Below are 14,949 nucleotides of genomic sequence, written 5' to 3'. Positions count from 1 at the left end.
CCTCATCGCTTCGCCGCCGTCAGGTGGTACCTCAGGCGGAACGGCAAGCTCGCCAAGACCGCCGCCAACCGGGCGTCCGGGCCCACCAGGTAGCGCGGTGCCGGGTGGCGTGCCGTCAACGCACGCACCACCGTCTCGGCCGCGCGGCGTGGAGGTACTCCCGTGCGTGCCGAGCGGGCCGCGCTGCGTTCCGCCGCCTCCAGCTGGGGGCCGTACCGCTCCAGCGCCGCCGGCGACAGGCCCGCCCGGACCTGCTCGGCCGCCGCGCGGGCTCGGGGCCAGATCGGCGTCGCCACCGCTCCCGGCTCGACCAGGACCACCCGGATCCCCTCCGGGGCCAGCTCCGCGCGCAGGCTGTCGGTCAAGCCGACCAGCGCGAACTTCGACGTGTGGTACGGCCCGACCATCGGCCCCGCGATCCGGCCGCCGATCGAACCGATCGTCACCACCCGCGCCGATTCCGCGCGCCGCAGCGACGGCAGCATCGCGCGGGTCACCGCCAGCTGGCCCGTGACGTTCACCTCCAGCTGCTCCCGGAACGCCGCCAGCGGCACGTGTTCGAGCGGCCCCGGCCGCGCCAGCCCCGCGTTGTTCACCAGGCCCCGCACCTGCCCGGCCGCCGCGACGCGCGCTCCGCACCGGGCGATCGAGTCCTCGTCGCGCAGGTCCATCCGCAGCACCGTGACCGCGTCGCCGTACGCGCGGCCGAGGTCCGCTTCGTCCGCGTCCGCCCGCACGGTCGCCCACACGTGGGCGCCCCGCCGGACCAGCTCCGCCACGCACGCCCGGCCGATCCCGCCCGCCGCCCCGGTGACCACATAGGACGGTTTCACGACGCCAGCACCCGCAGCATCCGCGGCCACGTCTTGTGCAGCTGCTCCTGCCAATACGCCCACTGGTGCGTACCCGGCCCGTAGAGATCGGCCGTCACCGGGACGCCGAGCTCGCGCAGCCGTCCGGCCATCGCCGTGGTCTGGGCGCCGCAGAGGAACTCCAGGAGCATCGCGCCGGGCAGGACGTCGATCGGCAGCTTGGCGTCGAGCGGGCCCGGCAGCCCGTTGCCCGCCGAGAGGTACAGCTCGGTGCCGCGCAGGCGGTCCGCGTTCACCAGCGGGTCGTGCGCCTCCCAGCGCGCGGCCTCCCGGCGCCGGTCGCCCCACAACGCCTCCGGGTCGAGGTGCGCCGAGGCGACGATCGCGCTGGTCAGGAGTTCGCCGTCCGGTCCGGACGGGTTGAGGTTGCCGCTGAAGGAGGCCGCGTACCGGAACACGCCCGGGCGCCGCGCGGCCAGTTCGAACGCGCCGTACCCGCCGAGGGACAGCCCCGCGGCCGCGCGCCGGCCGTCCCCGCGGTAGCCGCGGTCGATCAGCTGCGGCAGTTCGACGGCGGTGAACGTCTCCCACTGGTTGAGCGCGATGTCCTTGCCGTAGTTCCACCAGTCGCTGAAGAACCCGGCGGTTCCCGAGCCGGGCATGACGACCAGGACCCCGGCGTCGTCGGCGAGCTGCCGGACGTCGGTGTTCGCGCTCCAGCCGCGGTAGTCCTGCAGCCGGGTCTCGCCGGCCAGCAGGTAGATCGACGGCCAGCGCCGGTCCGCCCAGTGCTCCGGCAGGATCAGCCGCACCATCGCGTACGCCCCGACGCCGGCCGAGCGCACGGTCAGGTCGAGCACCCGGGCATCACCGTCCACAATGGTCTGGGCGACGACGTGCGAGCCGTCGTCGGCGCGGGCGTCCGGCACCCCGGCCGTGGCCGGGGCGGCGGTGCCGGGCAGCACGCACATCGCGGCCACCAGGGCCGTGGACCACCTCACAAAAGGGTGCATGCGTTTCCTTTCCCGGTCGTCGAAGGTGCCGCCAAGCTAAAGGAATCGAGCTCGCGAGCGCAATTGTCCTGTCCACGATGTGAGCGGACAATGTGAATTCCGGGAAAACAAACTCCCCCGTACGGGTGAGCCGACAGTCGCACAGCGTGACCACTCTCGCACGCCCGTGCCACAACCCGGGACCGAACTCGTCAGTAACCTGCAATTCGGCAGCTCACACGCTGTACACGGAGATGTTTACGGCATCTTGAGGTGCTTCCGGCAACCGATTTCCCGGCGTAGCCTTCGCCGTGCCGCCGGGATCGGACGTCGCTCGACGCGTCCCCGGCGAAGGGTTCCGGCGCAGGGGCCGCACCTCCCTCGAGAATACTCCCGGAAGGGTTTTTCATGGCTGCCCGAATTCGCTTTCCCCCGGCCGCGCTCCTGATCGCCGCGGCCGCACTGGTCACCATTTCTCCCGCAAAACCGGCCGCGGCGGTCCCGGCTGCCGCCCCACCCGCGGTGCCGCCGTCCGCACTGCTGCCCGCCGAGGCGATCCCCGGCCGTCCGGCCGCGCGCGAGGTGTTCGACGTCGCCACCGCACTGTCCACTCAGGACCGCAGCGCCGCCGAAGAGTGCACCGACGTCGTCCACGGCCGGCTCCTGCGCCCCGGCGCGGCCACGGGCCAGGGCTTTCAGGCGGCGGTACCGGGCGGGCAGCTGTCCGAACTGGTCGCGCGCACCCCGCAGCCGCCCGACCTCACCGCCTGGGCCGCGCAGGCCCGCGGCTGCGCGCGCGTCACGACCGACGACCAGGACCTGCCGGCCGAGTCGATCATCACCGTCGGGACCGGACCCGCCGTTCCCGGCGCCCAATCCCTTTCCTACCAGCAGGTCCTCACCCTGCCCGGCCGGCCGGAGACCCGGCCCGGCCTGCGCCTGCGCACCGTCGCCATCGCCGCCGGCGGCGTGCTGGTCCTGCTCCGCGACGCCGGAGCGACCGACCTCGACCTCGACGCCCTCGCCGTCGCCGCGTGGCAGCACGCCGCGCCCCGGCTGGGCCGCTAGCAAGGAGACCCCCATGTCCCACGAGAACTTCCCGGCGGTCGGCGGCGACACCCTGACCGCGTGCCTGCGCCACTGGGCGGCGACCACCCCCGACACCCCCGCCCTCACCTTCGCCGACTTCGCCGCCGACCCCGCGGGACGGCGCCGCAGCCTCACCTGGCGGCAGCTGGCCGAGCGCGTCGACGCCGCCGCGGGCGCGCTGCCGGTGTCGCCGGGTGACCGGGTCGCCGTGCTGTGCCCGCAGGGCCCGGACTACGTCGTCGGGTTCCTCGCCGCGATCGCCGCGGGCGCGATCGCGGTGCCGCTGTTCGACCCGGGCCTGCCCGGGCACGCGGGACGGCTCGCCGCGGTTCTCGCCGACTGCGCGCCGTCGGCCGTCGTGACCACCGCCGCCGCCCGGTCGGGTGTCGAAGCGTTCCTCGGCCGAGACGCCGACGCCGTCGTCGTCGCGGTCGACCGGCCGGAACCGGCGCGGACGTGGCCCGCGCCCGCCGCGGCCCCGGACGACGTGGCGTACCTGCAGTACACGTCCGGATCGACCCGCAGCCCGGCCGGCGTGGTGCTGACCCACGCGAACGTGCTCGCCAACGTCGGCCAGGCGGTGCGCGGCCTCGGCCTCGACCCGGCCACCGCCACCACGGTCTCGTGGCTGCCGCTGTTCCACGACATGGGTCTCGTCCTCGGCCTGCTCACGCCACTGGCGCTGGGCCTGCGGTCGGTGCTGATGGACCCGCTGGCCTTCGTCGAGCGGCCGGTCCGCTGGCTCGAACTGCTCGGCGACCACGCGGGCAGCTGGAGCGCGGCCCCGAACTTCGCCTTCCACTACTGCGCGACCCGGATCCGCGAGGCCGACCGCGCACGGCTGCGGCTGGGCCGCGTCGCCGCGATCGTCAACGGCGCGGAGCCGATCAACCCGGACGTCCTCGACCGGTTCCACACCGCCTTCGCCCCCGCCGGCTACCGCCCCGAGCTGACCCGCCCGGCGTACGGGCTGGCCGAGGCCACCGTGTTCGTCACCACCGGCCCCGCCGCGGCCCCGCGCGTCACCACGTTCGACCGCGACGCGCTCGCGACCGGTACCGCGCGACCGGCCGGGGACGGCGTCCGGCTCGTCGCGTGCGGCACCCCGGCCGGGCAGCTCGTCGCCATCGTCGACCCGGAAACCGCCGTCGCGCTGCCCGACGGCTCGGTCGGCGAAATCTGGGTGCACGGGCCCAACGTCGGCGACGGGTACTGGCAAAAACCCTTGGAGAGCGCCGAAACGTTCGGCGCCCGGGTGACCGGCGACGGACGGCGCTGGCTGCGGACCGGCGACCTCGGCGTCCGCCACGACGGCGAGCTCTACATCGCGGGCCGGATCAAGGACCTGATCATCGTCGACGGGCGCAACCACTACCCGCAGGACGTCGAAGCGACCGCCGCGTCGGCCGACCCCGGGATCCGCCCCGGCAGCGTCGCCGCCTTCGCCGTCGCGGGCACCGACACCGAAGCCGTCGTCGTGGTCGCCGAACACCGCGGCCACGCGGACCTGGCCGAACCCGCCGAGCGGGCGCTGGCCGCGGCGATCCGGCGGCTGCTCTCCGACGCCCACGGCCTCGCGCTGCGGGAGGTGCTCCTGGTGCCGCCCGGGCGGGTCCCGCGCACGTCCAGCGGCAAGATCGCCCGCGGTGCCTGCCGCGACCGCTACCTCGCCGGCGACTACGGAAAGGCACTGGTGCGATGAGCGAGCCGACCACCGAAGCCCTGCGCCGCTGGCTCCTGGCCACCGTCGCCGAGCACACCGGCGTCACGGCCGAGCCCGACCACCCGCTCGGCGACTACGGCCTGTCCTCCCGCCAGGCCGTCGGCATCGCCGCCGACCTCGAGGAACGGCTCGGCCGTCGGCTGCCGCCGACCCTGCTGTGGGAAAGCCCGACCATCGACCACCTCGTCCGCAGCCTGACCGGTGCCGTCGAGCCGGAGGTTCCGCGGAGCACGGACCGCCGTCGTCCCGACCCGGTCGCTGTCGTCGGCCTGGGCTGCCGGTTCCCGGGTGCGGACGGGCCCGCCGAGTTCTGGGACCTGCTGAGCAGCGGGCGGGACGCCGTCCGCACCGCACCGGCCGGCCGCTGGGACGCCGACGCGGCGCCGGTGCTCGGCGGGTTCCTCGACGACGTCGCCGGGTTCGACGCCGAGCACTTCGGCATCACCCCGCGCGAAGCGGCGACGATGGACCCGCAGCAGCGGATGCTCCTGGAGGTCACGTGGGCGGCGCTGGAGGACGCCGGGATCGCGCCGTCGTCGCTGCGCGGCAGCCGGACCGGCGTGTTCACCGGGATCGCCACCCACGACTACGGCCACCTCACGATGACCGGCGGCGAGCCGGACCTGTGGACGGCCACGGGCGCGGCGGGCAGCATCGCGGCCAACCGGCTGTCGTACGTCTACGACCTGCGCGGGCCGAGCATGGCGGTGGACACGGCGTGCTCGTCTTCGCTGGTCGCGGTGCACCACGCGGTGCGCGCCCTGCGCGACGGCGACGCGGACCTGGCGCTGGCGGCGGGGGTCAACCTGATGCTGCTCCCGGGCCCGGCGGCGGCGTTCGCGGCGGCGGGCCTGCTCGCGGGCGACGGCCGCTGCAAGGCGTTCTCGGCGGCCGCGGACGGCATCGCGCGGGCCGAGGGATGCGGCGTCGTGGTGCTCAAGCGCCTGGCGGACGCCGAGTGCGACGGCGACCGGGTGCTGGCGGTGATCCGCGCCTCGGTGGTCAACTCCGACGGCCGGTCGAACGGCCTGGCGGCGCCGAACCCGCTGGCGCAGCAGGCGATGCTGCGGGAGGCGTACCGCGGCACCGACCCATCCACTGTGGACTACGTGGAGGCGCACGGGACGGGGACGCTGCTGGGCGACCCGATCGAGGCCGGGGCGCTGGGTGCGGTGCTGGGCACGGGGCGGGCTTCGGAGACACCCCTGCTGATCGGCTCGGTGAAGACGAACATCGCCCACGCCGAGGCGGCGGCGGGCATCGCCGGGTTGATCAAGGTGGTGCTGGCGATGCGGCACGGAACACTGCCGCCCCAGCTGCACTTCGCGGCACCGAACCCGCACATCGCGTTCGGCGCGCTGGGGTTGAAGGTGGTGACGGAGCCGACGCGGTGGCCCCGCCTGTCCGGCCGCGCGACGGCGGGGGTGTCGGCGTTCGGGTTCGGCGGGACGAACGCGCACGTGGTGCTGGAGGAACCGGCGCCGCCGGCCCACGTGGGTGATGGGTCCGGCGCGCGCCGGGCGGGGTACGGCGGCAGTCAGGCGACCGATCGGCCGCCTTTCGCCGCCGCGGCGGGCCGGGGTGGTGACCGACCGGCCGGAGCCGGTGGACGCACCGCCGGGCAACCCCTCGCCGCCGGGGCGGGCCCGGGTGGCGATCGACCGACCGGAAGCGGCGGGCACCTCGCCGGCAACCCGGCGACCACCGGGCAACCCCTCGCCGCCGCAACGAGCCGAGGCGACGACCGACCGACCGGAGCCGGTGGGCGCCCCGCCCGCAACCACGCGACCACCGGCCAGCCCCTCGCTGCCGCGACGAGCCGCGGCGACGACCGACCGACCGGAAGCGGCAGGCACCTCGCCGGCAACCCGGCGACCACCGGCCAGCCCCCCGCCGCCGCGACGGGCCCGGGTGGCGGGGAACCGGCCGCAGGCGGCGGGGTCCGGATCGGCCTGCTCTCCGCCCGGACCCGTGACCGCCTCGCCGAGCGGGCCGCCCAGCTGGCCGCTTGGCTGGACTCCCCCGCCGGGCGGCGGAGTTCGCTCGCCGACGTCACCCACACCCTCTTCCGGCGCGACAACTCCGGCCCGCACCGGGCCGCCTTCGTCGCCGGGGATCACCGGGAGCTCGCCGCGCTGCTGCGGGCCGTCGGGGAGCGGGCCGATCCGTTGCCCGCCGGGGCCTTCAGCGGTGCCGCCGCCGGTGGGGAAGGTCCCGTCTTCGTCTTCTCCGGGCACGGGTCGCAGTGGGCCGGGATGGGCCGCCGGCTGCTGGCCGCCGAGCCCGTCTTCGCCGCCCAGGTCGACAAGCTCGGCGATCCGTTCACCGAGCACGCGGGGCGATCGCTGCGCTCGCTGCTCACCGGCGCCGCCGCGGGGTCGCTGGCGGAAACGCAGCTGGCGATCTTCGGGACGCAGGTCGCGCTGGCCGCCCGGTGGGAGTCGCTCGGGGTGCGGCCCGCGGCCGTCCTCGGGCACTCGCTGGGGTCCGCGGCCGCCGCCGTCGTGGGTGGGGCGCTGACCGCCGACGAGGCCGTCCACCTCGTCGCCACCCGCGCTCGCCTGCTCGGCACCGTCCGGGCGGGCGGCGCGATGGCCGCGGTGGAACTGACTCCGGGCGAACTCGCCGCCCACGCGGGTGTCGAGCTCGCCGTGGACTCCGCGCCGGGCCAGGTCACCGTGGCCGGGGACGCCGAGGTGCTCGACCGGCTCGTCGCGGAACTGGAGGCCGCCGGCCGCAGCGCGCGGCGGCTGCCGGTCGGGGTGGCCGGGCATTCGGCCGGGGTCGAGCCGGTCCTCGGCGCCCTGCGTGACGCGCTCGCCGAGCTGGGCGGACGGCGGCCGCTGGTGCCCTGGTACGACACCGTGCTGACCGATCCGCGCGAGCTCCCGGACTTCGACGCGGGCTACTGGGCCGCCCACCTGCGCCGCCCGGTGCGGTTCCGCCAGGCGGTCACCGCGGCGGCCTCGGACGGGCACCGCGTGTTCGTGGAGATCTCCCCGCACCCGATCCTGCGGGGCTCGCTGGCCCGCACCCTCGAAGCGGCCGGAATCGCGGACGCGGTGGTGACGGGCACGCTCCGCCGCGGCCAGGACGAAGTCCGCGCGTTCGCGGCAGCGGCGGCGACGCTGTACTGCGCGGGGACGCGCATCACGCTGACCACCCCGGACGACGACGCCCGGCTCACGGACGTGCCGCCCATGCCCTGGCGCCACGAGCGACACTGGTACACCGACGCGGACCACAGCGGGCACGCTGCACCACCGGAACCGGGCGGAACCCGCCGGTCCGCGGCCACGCCACGCCAAGCCGCCCCGCCCCCGACCGCGAGCACCGCCGCCACCGAACCGGCCGAAACCTCCCGGCCCACAGTCATCGCGGCCGCCCCACCTTCAGCCGCGGCGACCGCCGCCGCGGAACCCGGCGAAGGCTCCCGACCCCAAACCGCGGCCGAGGCCACTTCGGGCGACCGGCTCGCCCGGATCGTCGCCGCGATCATGGGGCTCTCCCCCGAGCGCCTCGATCCCCACGTCCCGCTCGTCGACCTCGGGCTCGACTCGCTCATGGCGAACCGGATCCGCGAAGCCGTCCGGCGGGAGCTCGGCACCGATCCCGATCCCGCCGCCGTTCTCCGCGGGGCCACCCTCGCCGACCTCAACCGGGACCTCGCACCCCGCGGCGACGAACCCCCGGCCCGCGGGCGCGCCTGGGACGCCGCCGACCGCCTCGTCCTGCGGCTCTGGCGGGAGCACACCGGCACCGACGCCGCCAGGCCGCACGTCCGGCTGACCAGTGCCGGAGAACCGCAGCAGCTCGCCCGGCTGCTCGCCGACGGCCTCACCGCCGAACTCGGCACCCCCGTCGACCCGGCCGACCTCCTCCGCCACGACTCCCTCGCCGCCGTCGCCGAGGTCGCCAGGGCCGTGCTCGACACGCGCGAAGAACGCGGTCCCGTCCACCTCCTCAACCCCGGCGACGCCGGCACCGCCCCGCTCCTGCTGTTCCACCCCGGCGGCAGCACCTGCACCGCCTACCGCCCGCTGCTCGACCGCCTCCCCGCCGGCGTTCCCTGCGTCGGCTTCGAACGCGTGCCCGGCGCCGGTATCGAGGACCGCGTCGAACGGCTCCTGCCCCTCGTCCGGGCCCGCCTGCCCCACGGGCCCTACCGGCTCGCGGGCTGGTCCTTCGGCGGCGCCCTCGCCTACGGCCTCGCCACCCGGCTCGCCGAAGAAGGCGAACCCGTCGAGCTCGTCGCGCTCCTCGACACCATGCTGCCGCTGCCCGAGCCGGACCTCGATCCGCGGGCGTCGTCGGCCCGGCGGTTCCTGCGCTTCACCGGCTACGTCGAAGGCACCTACGGCCGGGCCGTCCGGCTCGGCCACGACGAACTCGCGCCCCTGCCCGAAGAAGCGCAGATCGAGCTCACCATGCGCCGGGTCGCCGAAGCCGGGCTGCTGAGCCCCGGCGTGCTCCGGCACCAGCGGCAGTCCTTTTTGGACACCCTGGCCGCCGAACGCGGGACACCGCGGCCCTACGACGGCCGCGTGGTCCTCTACCGGGCCACCGAACCGTACGCCGCCGGGCTCGCGATGGAACCGCGCTACTCCCGCACCGACCTCGCCGCCGGGTGGGCCGAGCTGTGCCCGCGGCTGGAAATCGTCCCCGTTCCGGCACACCACCTTTCGATCGTCGACCCGCCGCACGTCGACGTCGTCGCACGGCACCTTTCGGACCTGCTGTGGCCGTGACCGTCCGGACCTGGCCGCCGCTCACCGTGCTCGGCGCCGGCCTCTTCCTGGTCGCGGTGGACGCGACCGTGCTGCACGTCGCGCTGCCCGACCTCGTCCGGCAGCTGCGGCCCGGCGCGGCCGCCCAGGTCTGGATCGTGGCGATCTACCCGCTCACCGCCGCCCCGCTGCTCCTGCCGTGCGGCACCCTGGGCGACCGCTTCGGACGGCGGCGCGTGCTCGTCACCGGCTACGCGGTGTTCGGGACGGCGTCACTCGCCTGTGCCCTGGCCCCCGGTGTCCCGGCTCTGCTGGCGGCCCGTGCGGCGCTCGGCGTCGGCGGCGCCCTGATCATGCCGGTGACGATGTCGCTGCTGCGGGAGATGTTCCCCGATCGCCGTCAGCGCCGCACGGCGATCGCGGTGTGCAGCGGCATCGCCGGGACCGGCTCGGTGTTCGGGCCGGTCCTCGGCGGCCTGCTCGTCGAAGCGTGGGGCTGGCGGGCGACGTTCCTGGTCAACCCGCCGGTCATCCTGGCCGCGGTGGCCGCGGCGCCGCGGTGGCTGCCGCGGAGCCCGCCCGGGCGCGAGCCGTGGGACGCGCTCAGCGCGCTGCTCGCGGCCGGCGGGGTGCTCGGGATCGCCGCCGCCGTCGGGCCGTCGGGGGGCGGCTTCGCGGCGGGGGCGGCCGGCGGCGTCCTTCTCGGCCTCTTCGTGCGCCGCCAGCGGCGGGCGGAGACACCCCTGCTGGACCTCGCCCTGTTCCGGCGGCCAGGGGTGCCCGGCGCGGCCGCCGGCGTGCTGCTGGTGATGAGCACGCTGGTCGGGCTCGGTCTGCTGCTCGCCCAGTACCTGCAGGTGGTGCTCGGGCTCTCCCCGGTCGCGGCGGCGACCCGGCTGCTGCTCGTGCTCGGCGCGTCGGCGGTGGGCAGTGTGGTGGCGCCGGCGCTGCTGGAACGCTTCGGCAACGCCCGCGTCCGCACGGCGGGATTCGCACTGGCGGCGGCCTCTCTGGCCGTCCCGGCGGCGGGTGGCCTGCCGTCGCCGTGGTGGCTCGGCGGCGCGCTCGCGGGGTCGGGTCTGGGCATGGCTCTCGCGTTGACGTCGAGCACCGACACGCTCCTGACCGCCGCCCCACCCGACCGGGCCGGCGGCGCGGCGGCCGTCGAGAAGACCGGCTACGAACTGGGCGCGGGCCTCGGCACGACCGCGTTCGGCTCGCTCGCGGCCGCCGTCTACGCGGCTCGCCTCGCCGTGCCGCCCGGTGTGCCGGACGCGGCGGCCCGGCTGGCTTCGGCCGGTCCCGCGCAGGCCGAAGCCGCGTCCGGCGGCTTGGCGGCCGGTGCCGAACTGCTCGCCGCGGCCCGCGCGGCCTGCACGGCGAGCGTCGAGGTGGCCGCGGCCGTCGCGTGCGGGCTTTTCGTCGTGGCCACAGTGGTTTCGCTCCGCAGAGGTGCCGTATAGGTCGTTATACGATCAGAACTGCTCGCGCCGGGCTTCCTGGGCGACGACTTCGGCGCGATCGGCGAGCCGCTCGAGTCCGCTCAGGGGCTGCCGCATCCGGTGGTTGCCGCGCAGCCGCTCGGCGTTCCGGTCCAGGAACGCCCAGTACCCCGCCGTGAACGGGCACGCGTCCGGCCCCGTCCGCTTCTTCGGGTCGAAGACGCAGCCGCCGCAGTGGTCGCTCATCCGGTTGAGGTAGGCACCCCCGGCGGCGTACGGCTTGGTCGCGACGATCCCGCCGTCGGCGTACTGGCTCATGCCGATCACGTTGGCCGGCATCACCCAGGGGAAGCCGTCGACGAACGCCGTGGCGAACCAGCGGTTCAGCGCGGCCGGGTCGTAGCCGCGCTGCAGCCCGTGGTTGCCGAGCACCATGAGGCGTTCGATGTGGTGGGCGTAGCCGCGGTCGCGGACCCCGGCCAGCGCGGTGCGCAGGCACGCCGCCTCGACCGCGTCGGCGTCCAGGGTCCGCCACCACGCCGGCAGCTCGCGGTGGGCCCGCAACGCGTTGCGGCGCAGGTAGCCGGGTCCCTGGTGCCAGTAGAGGTGCCACACCCATTCGCGCCAGCCGAGCACCTGCCGGACGAACCCTTCGACGCTGCTCAGCGGCGCCTCCCCCGCCCGGTACCGCTCCTCGGCCCGGCGCACGACGTCACGCGGGTCGAGCAGCCCGAGGTTCAGGGGCACCGAAAGGAGCGCGTGCGCCATCGCCCAGTCGTGGGTGAGCATCGCGTCCTGGTGCGGGCCGAACGAGGACAGCCGGTGGTCGAGGAACCGGCGCAGCGCCCGGAGCGCCTCCTCGTGCCCGACGGCGAACTGCCGCGGCCCGTCCACGCCGACCGGGTGGATCTTCCCGGCGCGCTCGGCCGCGTCGAGTTCGGCGCGGACCCGCTCGTCGATCTCGTTCTCGCGCGGGTGCCACGGGGCCGGGACACCGAGCCGGGTGGTCTTCGGCGGTGGCTGCCGGTTGTCGTAGTCGTAGTTCCAGTGCCCGCCTTCCGGCTCGCCGTCGGCTTCGAGCAGCACGCCGAACTTCCGTCGCTGGTCGCGGTAGAAGTCCTCCATGACGAACCGGGTCCGGCCGGCCGCCCACGCCGAGAAGTCCTCTTTGGACAACACGAACCCGGGCGTGGGCCGGATGTCCGTGACGACGCCTTCGTCGCGCAGCCGCCGGACGAAGGCGTCGGCCGCGTGCGACGTCGGCTCGTGGACCACGACCGGCCGCCCGAAGCGGCGCAGCCCGGTGCGGTAGTCGGGGGCGTCGATCAGGGTGACGCGGTCGCCGAGGTCGGCGGCCAGCCGGTGCAGCGCGGCCTGGACCAGGTGCAGCTTCTGCCGGTGGAACGGTTTCGCGGCGAAGGCCGCGGCCGACCGGATCAGCAGCACGTCGCGTCCGCGGTGCTCGGGCGTGCTGTGGAAGTGCGGCCCCAGCTGGTCGGCGAACAGCCACAGCGCGGGCTCGTCTCGCATGCGCGGAACGCTAACCCGCTTCCGGCGGCTCCGCAGCGTAAGCACGGAGGACCTCCGTGGTGTCGCCGAGGAACCGGGCGACGACCTCGGCCTGCTCCGGCGGCAAGGCGTCCGTCAACCGGGTGATGGCGCCGACGAGCGGGGCCAGTGCGGCCCGGACCTCGACCCGGGCCGCCTCGCTGACGACGAGGGTGACCCGCCGCCCGTCGCGCGGGTGCGGGTCGCGGCGGACGTGGCCGGCGGCTTCCAGGCGGTCGACCAGCACCGTCGCCGACGCGGAGCGGATCTTCAGCGCGTGCGCGAGGTCGACCGTGCCCATCGGCGTGCCGGCCGCCAGGTGCTGCAGCGCCTGCACGTCGGTCGCGCCCAGGCCGAGCCGCCGGGCCAGGGCGACCTGGACGTCGTGGGCCAGCGCGAGCAGCTCGCGCAGGGCGAGGTTCACGCGGAGCGCGACAGGACTGTCTTCCACCTGGTCATTCTAGGTTAGCTAGACAATCTAGCTAGTTTTGCTACCGTGGAGCCCGTGGACGTCCGAGCGATGAACGCCGAAATGACCGCCAAACTCATCGACGCCCCCGGCGAAGCACCGCCGGAAGGCGGGTACGCGTTGCGCGTCGTCGAGACGCGCGGCCGCCGCACCGGCGAGCCGCGGCGCGTGCCGCTGGCCGTGGTCGCGCACGACGGCGGCCACTACCTCGTCTCCCCCGTGCGCGACCGGGACTGGGTGGAGAACCTCCTGGCCACGCCGGAGTGCGCGCTGCTCTCCGAGGGCCGCCGCGAAGACCGGCGGGCCGGCGAAGCCGGCGAGGAAGCGGCCGCAGTGGTCGCCACCTACCTGGCCGCGATGTCGGTGCCGTGGGCGATCCGGGCCTTCCCCGTGCCCCAGGACGCGACCCCCGCGCAGATCCTCGAGCACCTGCCCGGCATGGCGGTGTTCCGGCTGACCGCGAGGGACACGCCGTGAGCGTCGCGATCGCCGGCGGCGGGCCCGGCGGGCTGCTGCTCGGCTATCTCCTGGCCCGCGCCGGGATCGAAGTCACCGTGCTCGAGTCACGGGCGGACTTCGACCGCGACTTCCGCGGCGATTCGCTGCACCCCTACACCCTCGAGCTGCTCGACCGCCTCGGCCTGGCCGGCGACCTGCTGGAACTCGACCACTTCAAGGCCCGCTCGTTCCGCTTCCACACCCCGCACGGCGTCTACCGCGCCGCCGACTACGACCGCCTCCGGACGCCGTTCGGCTACATCGCGCTGATGCCGCAGGTGCGGTTCCTCGACTTCCTCGCCGACCGGGCCGGCGAGCTGCCGACGTTCACGCTGCGGACCGGCGCGAAGGTGACCGGCCTGCTCGAAGACGCCGACGGCACGGTGACCGGCGTCCGCCACCGCGGCGGCGAGCTCGCCGCGTCCGTCGTCGTCGGCGCCGACGGCCGGTTCTCCACGGTCCGGCGCCTGGCCGGGCTCGAAGCCCGGCCGCTCGGCGCGACCACCGACCTGCTCTGGTTCCGCCTGCCCCGCTCCCCCGGCGACCCGCCGGACGCGGACCTCGACCTCTACTTCGGGCGTGACGCCTACATCGGCGTCCTCGGCGGCGTCCGCGACTGGCAGGTCGGCTACAGCATCGAGAAGGGCTCGTACCCGGCCTTGCGCGAACGCGGGGTCGAGCCGATCCGCGCGTTCGTGCGCGAGCGCGTGCCGTGGCTGGCCGACCGGGCCCACCTGCTCACGGATTTCGCGCAGACCACGCTGCTGTCGGTGGACATCTCCCGGGTGGACCGCTGGTACCGGCCGGGCCTGCTGCTGCTCGGCGACGCCGCCCACGTCATCTCCCCGGTCGGTGGCAACGGCATCCTGATGGCGGTGCAGGACGCCGTCGCCGCGGCGAACCGGCTGGTCCCGGCCTTCCGCCGCGGCGGCGTCACGACCGCGGACCTGGCGGCCGTCCAAGCCGACCGGATCCGCGCGATCGAACGGGTGCAGGCCGACCAGGTGCGGGTCGAACGGCGGGCGGCCGCCGCACGGGCCCGCGGCCGCGGCACCGCGCCCCCCAAGCTGCTCAAGTACCTCTTCGCGCTGCCGGCGGTGCGCACCCGCGGCGCCCGCGGCAACGCCTACGGGCCGTTCCCGCCTCAGCTCGACGTGTCCCTCTTGTCGTCGTAGGAGGTCCAGCCGCCCTGGCCTTCGGCCGCCTCGACGTCGGCGTCGGCGGACGCGGCGTGCGTCATCGCCGCGACCGTGCGCTCCAGGCCCTGCTGGACTTCGCCCCCGTCGGCTTCGCGGACGCTGTGCAGGGTCACGGTGATCTCCGAGGACGCCGGGCCGTCGTCGCGGATGCGCAGCTCGCCGTGGTAGTCGTCCGGGCCTTCGGCGCCCCAGGTCAGCGACCGGGTCGCCGGGTCGGTGTGCAGCCACGCCTCGCCGGCGACGCGCTCGCCGTGCACCTCGGCCTCGACGTGGACGCTGTCCCCGCCCTTCGGCTCGGCGACCTTCATCTCCGGGAAGTACCGGGGCAGGTTCTCCGGGTGGCTCAGGAACGCGAACAGCTCGTCGGCGGGGATGTCGGCGGTCGCGCGGTGGCGGTACTCGGTCATCGTGGGTCTCCTCCTCGGCGGTCCGGTTCGTCCGCGGATACCC

Annotated in this window: 11 protein-coding genes; 6 read left to right on the top strand and 5 right to left on the bottom strand. The window is 75.4% G+C overall.

The window, feature by feature from the left end; translation table 11 throughout:
- Positions 1-2: 2 nt before the first annotated feature.
- Together ACWEGE_RS00220 and ACWEGE_RS00215 are read right to left on the bottom strand one after the other, a co-directional pair.
- Positions 3-833, bottom strand: coding sequence for an SDR family NAD(P)-dependent oxidoreductase (locus ACWEGE_RS00220; protein ID WP_449658252.1), 831 nt, complete (start codon positions 831-833; stop codon positions 3-5).
- Positions 830-1,825 carry an alpha/beta hydrolase gene (locus tag ACWEGE_RS00215; protein ID WP_449658251.1) on the bottom strand — a complete coding sequence of 332 codons (996 nt, stop codon included), beginning with the start codon at positions 1,823-1,825 and terminating at the stop codon, positions 830-832. Before ACWEGE_RS00215 ends, ACWEGE_RS00220 begins: the two co-directional genes overlap by 4 nt.
- 387 nt (positions 1,826-2,212) lie before the next feature.
- Between ACWEGE_RS00215 and ACWEGE_RS00210 the strand changes: the two genes are divergently transcribed.
- The 4 genes from ACWEGE_RS00210 to ACWEGE_RS00195 are packed head-to-tail and all read left to right on the top strand — an operon-like array spanning position 2,213 to position 10,806.
- Entirely contained in the window at positions 2,213-2,872 is a 660-nt protein-coding gene (locus ACWEGE_RS00210) for a hypothetical protein (RefSeq protein WP_449658250.1), read from the top strand.
- Positions 2,873-2,885: 13 nt separating this feature from the next.
- Entirely contained in the window at positions 2,886-4,595 is a 1,710-nt protein-coding gene (locus ACWEGE_RS00205; RefSeq protein ID WP_449658249.1) for a fatty acyl-AMP ligase, read from the top strand.
- The gene (locus tag ACWEGE_RS00200) at positions 4,592-9,364 is read left to right on the top strand and encodes a beta-ketoacyl synthase N-terminal-like domain-containing protein (protein ID WP_449658248.1); all 4,773 of its coding nucleotides are present in this window, start codon (positions 4,592-4,594) and stop codon (positions 9,362-9,364) included. The genes ACWEGE_RS00205 and ACWEGE_RS00200 overlap by 4 nt, the downstream gene beginning before the upstream one ends.
- Complete coding sequence (locus ACWEGE_RS00195) at positions 9,355-10,806, top strand: MFS transporter (protein WP_449658247.1); 1,452 nt, start codon at positions 9,355-9,357, stop codon at positions 10,804-10,806. The genes ACWEGE_RS00200 and ACWEGE_RS00195 overlap by 10 nt, the downstream gene beginning before the upstream one ends.
- 12 nt (positions 10,807-10,818) lie before the next feature.
- On the opposite strand, the gene ACWEGE_RS00190 is transcribed toward ACWEGE_RS00195, so the two are convergent.
- Entirely contained in the window at positions 10,819-12,315 is a 1,497-nt protein-coding gene (locus ACWEGE_RS00190; protein WP_449658246.1) for a cryptochrome/photolyase family protein, read from the bottom strand.
- A 10-nt stretch (positions 12,316-12,325) separates the two neighbouring features.
- Positions 12,326-12,784 (bottom strand): MarR family winged helix-turn-helix transcriptional regulator, encoded by a 459-nt coding sequence (locus ACWEGE_RS00185; RefSeq protein ID WP_449658245.1) that lies wholly within the window; start codon positions 12,782-12,784, stop codon positions 12,326-12,328.
- 54 nt (positions 12,785-12,838) lie between these two features.
- On the opposite strand from ACWEGE_RS00185, the gene ACWEGE_RS00180 reads away from it, so the two are divergent.
- Entirely contained in the window at positions 12,839-13,279 is a 441-nt protein-coding gene (locus ACWEGE_RS00180) for a nitroreductase family deazaflavin-dependent oxidoreductase (RefSeq protein WP_449658244.1), read from the top strand.
- Entirely contained in the window at positions 13,276-14,475 is a 1,200-nt protein-coding gene (locus tag ACWEGE_RS00175; RefSeq protein ID WP_449658243.1) for an FAD-dependent oxidoreductase, read from the top strand. Before ACWEGE_RS00180 ends, ACWEGE_RS00175 begins: the two co-directional genes overlap by 4 nt.
- Here the strand turns inward: ACWEGE_RS00175 and ACWEGE_RS00170 are convergent.
- The gene (locus tag ACWEGE_RS00170; RefSeq protein ID WP_449658242.1) at positions 14,445-14,906 is read right to left on the bottom strand and encodes an SRPBCC family protein; all 462 of its coding nucleotides are present in this window, start codon (positions 14,904-14,906) and stop codon (positions 14,445-14,447) included. The two genes, ACWEGE_RS00175 and ACWEGE_RS00170, sit on opposite strands and share 31 nt — an antisense overlap.
- Between the last annotated feature and the right edge of the window lie 43 nt (positions 14,907-14,949).

It is taken from the genome of Amycolatopsis sp. NPDC004747 (assembly GCF_053601335.1).
This window is presented reverse-complemented; position numbering and strand designations above follow the sequence as displayed.

Excerpts from the sequence above, each read along its gene's own strand:
- ACWEGE_RS00215 (WP_449658251.1), bottom strand. The coding sequence starts at position 1,825 with ATGCACCCTTTTGTGAGGTGGTCCACGGCCCTGGTGGCCGCGATGTGC.
- ACWEGE_RS00210 (WP_449658250.1), top strand. The coding sequence starts at position 2,213 with ATGGCTGCCCGAATTCGCTTTCCCCCGGCCGCGCTCCTGATCGCCGCG.
- ACWEGE_RS00205 (WP_449658249.1), top strand. The coding sequence starts at position 2,886 with ATGTCCCACGAGAACTTCCCGGCGGTCGGCGGCGACACCCTGACCGCG.
- ACWEGE_RS00200 (WP_449658248.1), top strand. The coding sequence starts at position 4,592 with ATGAGCGAGCCGACCACCGAAGCCCTGCGCCGCTGGCTCCTGGCCACC.
- ACWEGE_RS00190 (WP_449658246.1), bottom strand. The coding sequence starts at position 12,315 with ATGCGAGACGAGCCCGCGCTGTGGCTGTTCGCCGACCAGCTGGGGCCG.
- ACWEGE_RS00170 (WP_449658242.1), bottom strand. The coding sequence starts at position 14,906 with ATGACCGAGTACCGCCACCGCGCGACCGCCGACATCCCCGCCGACGAG.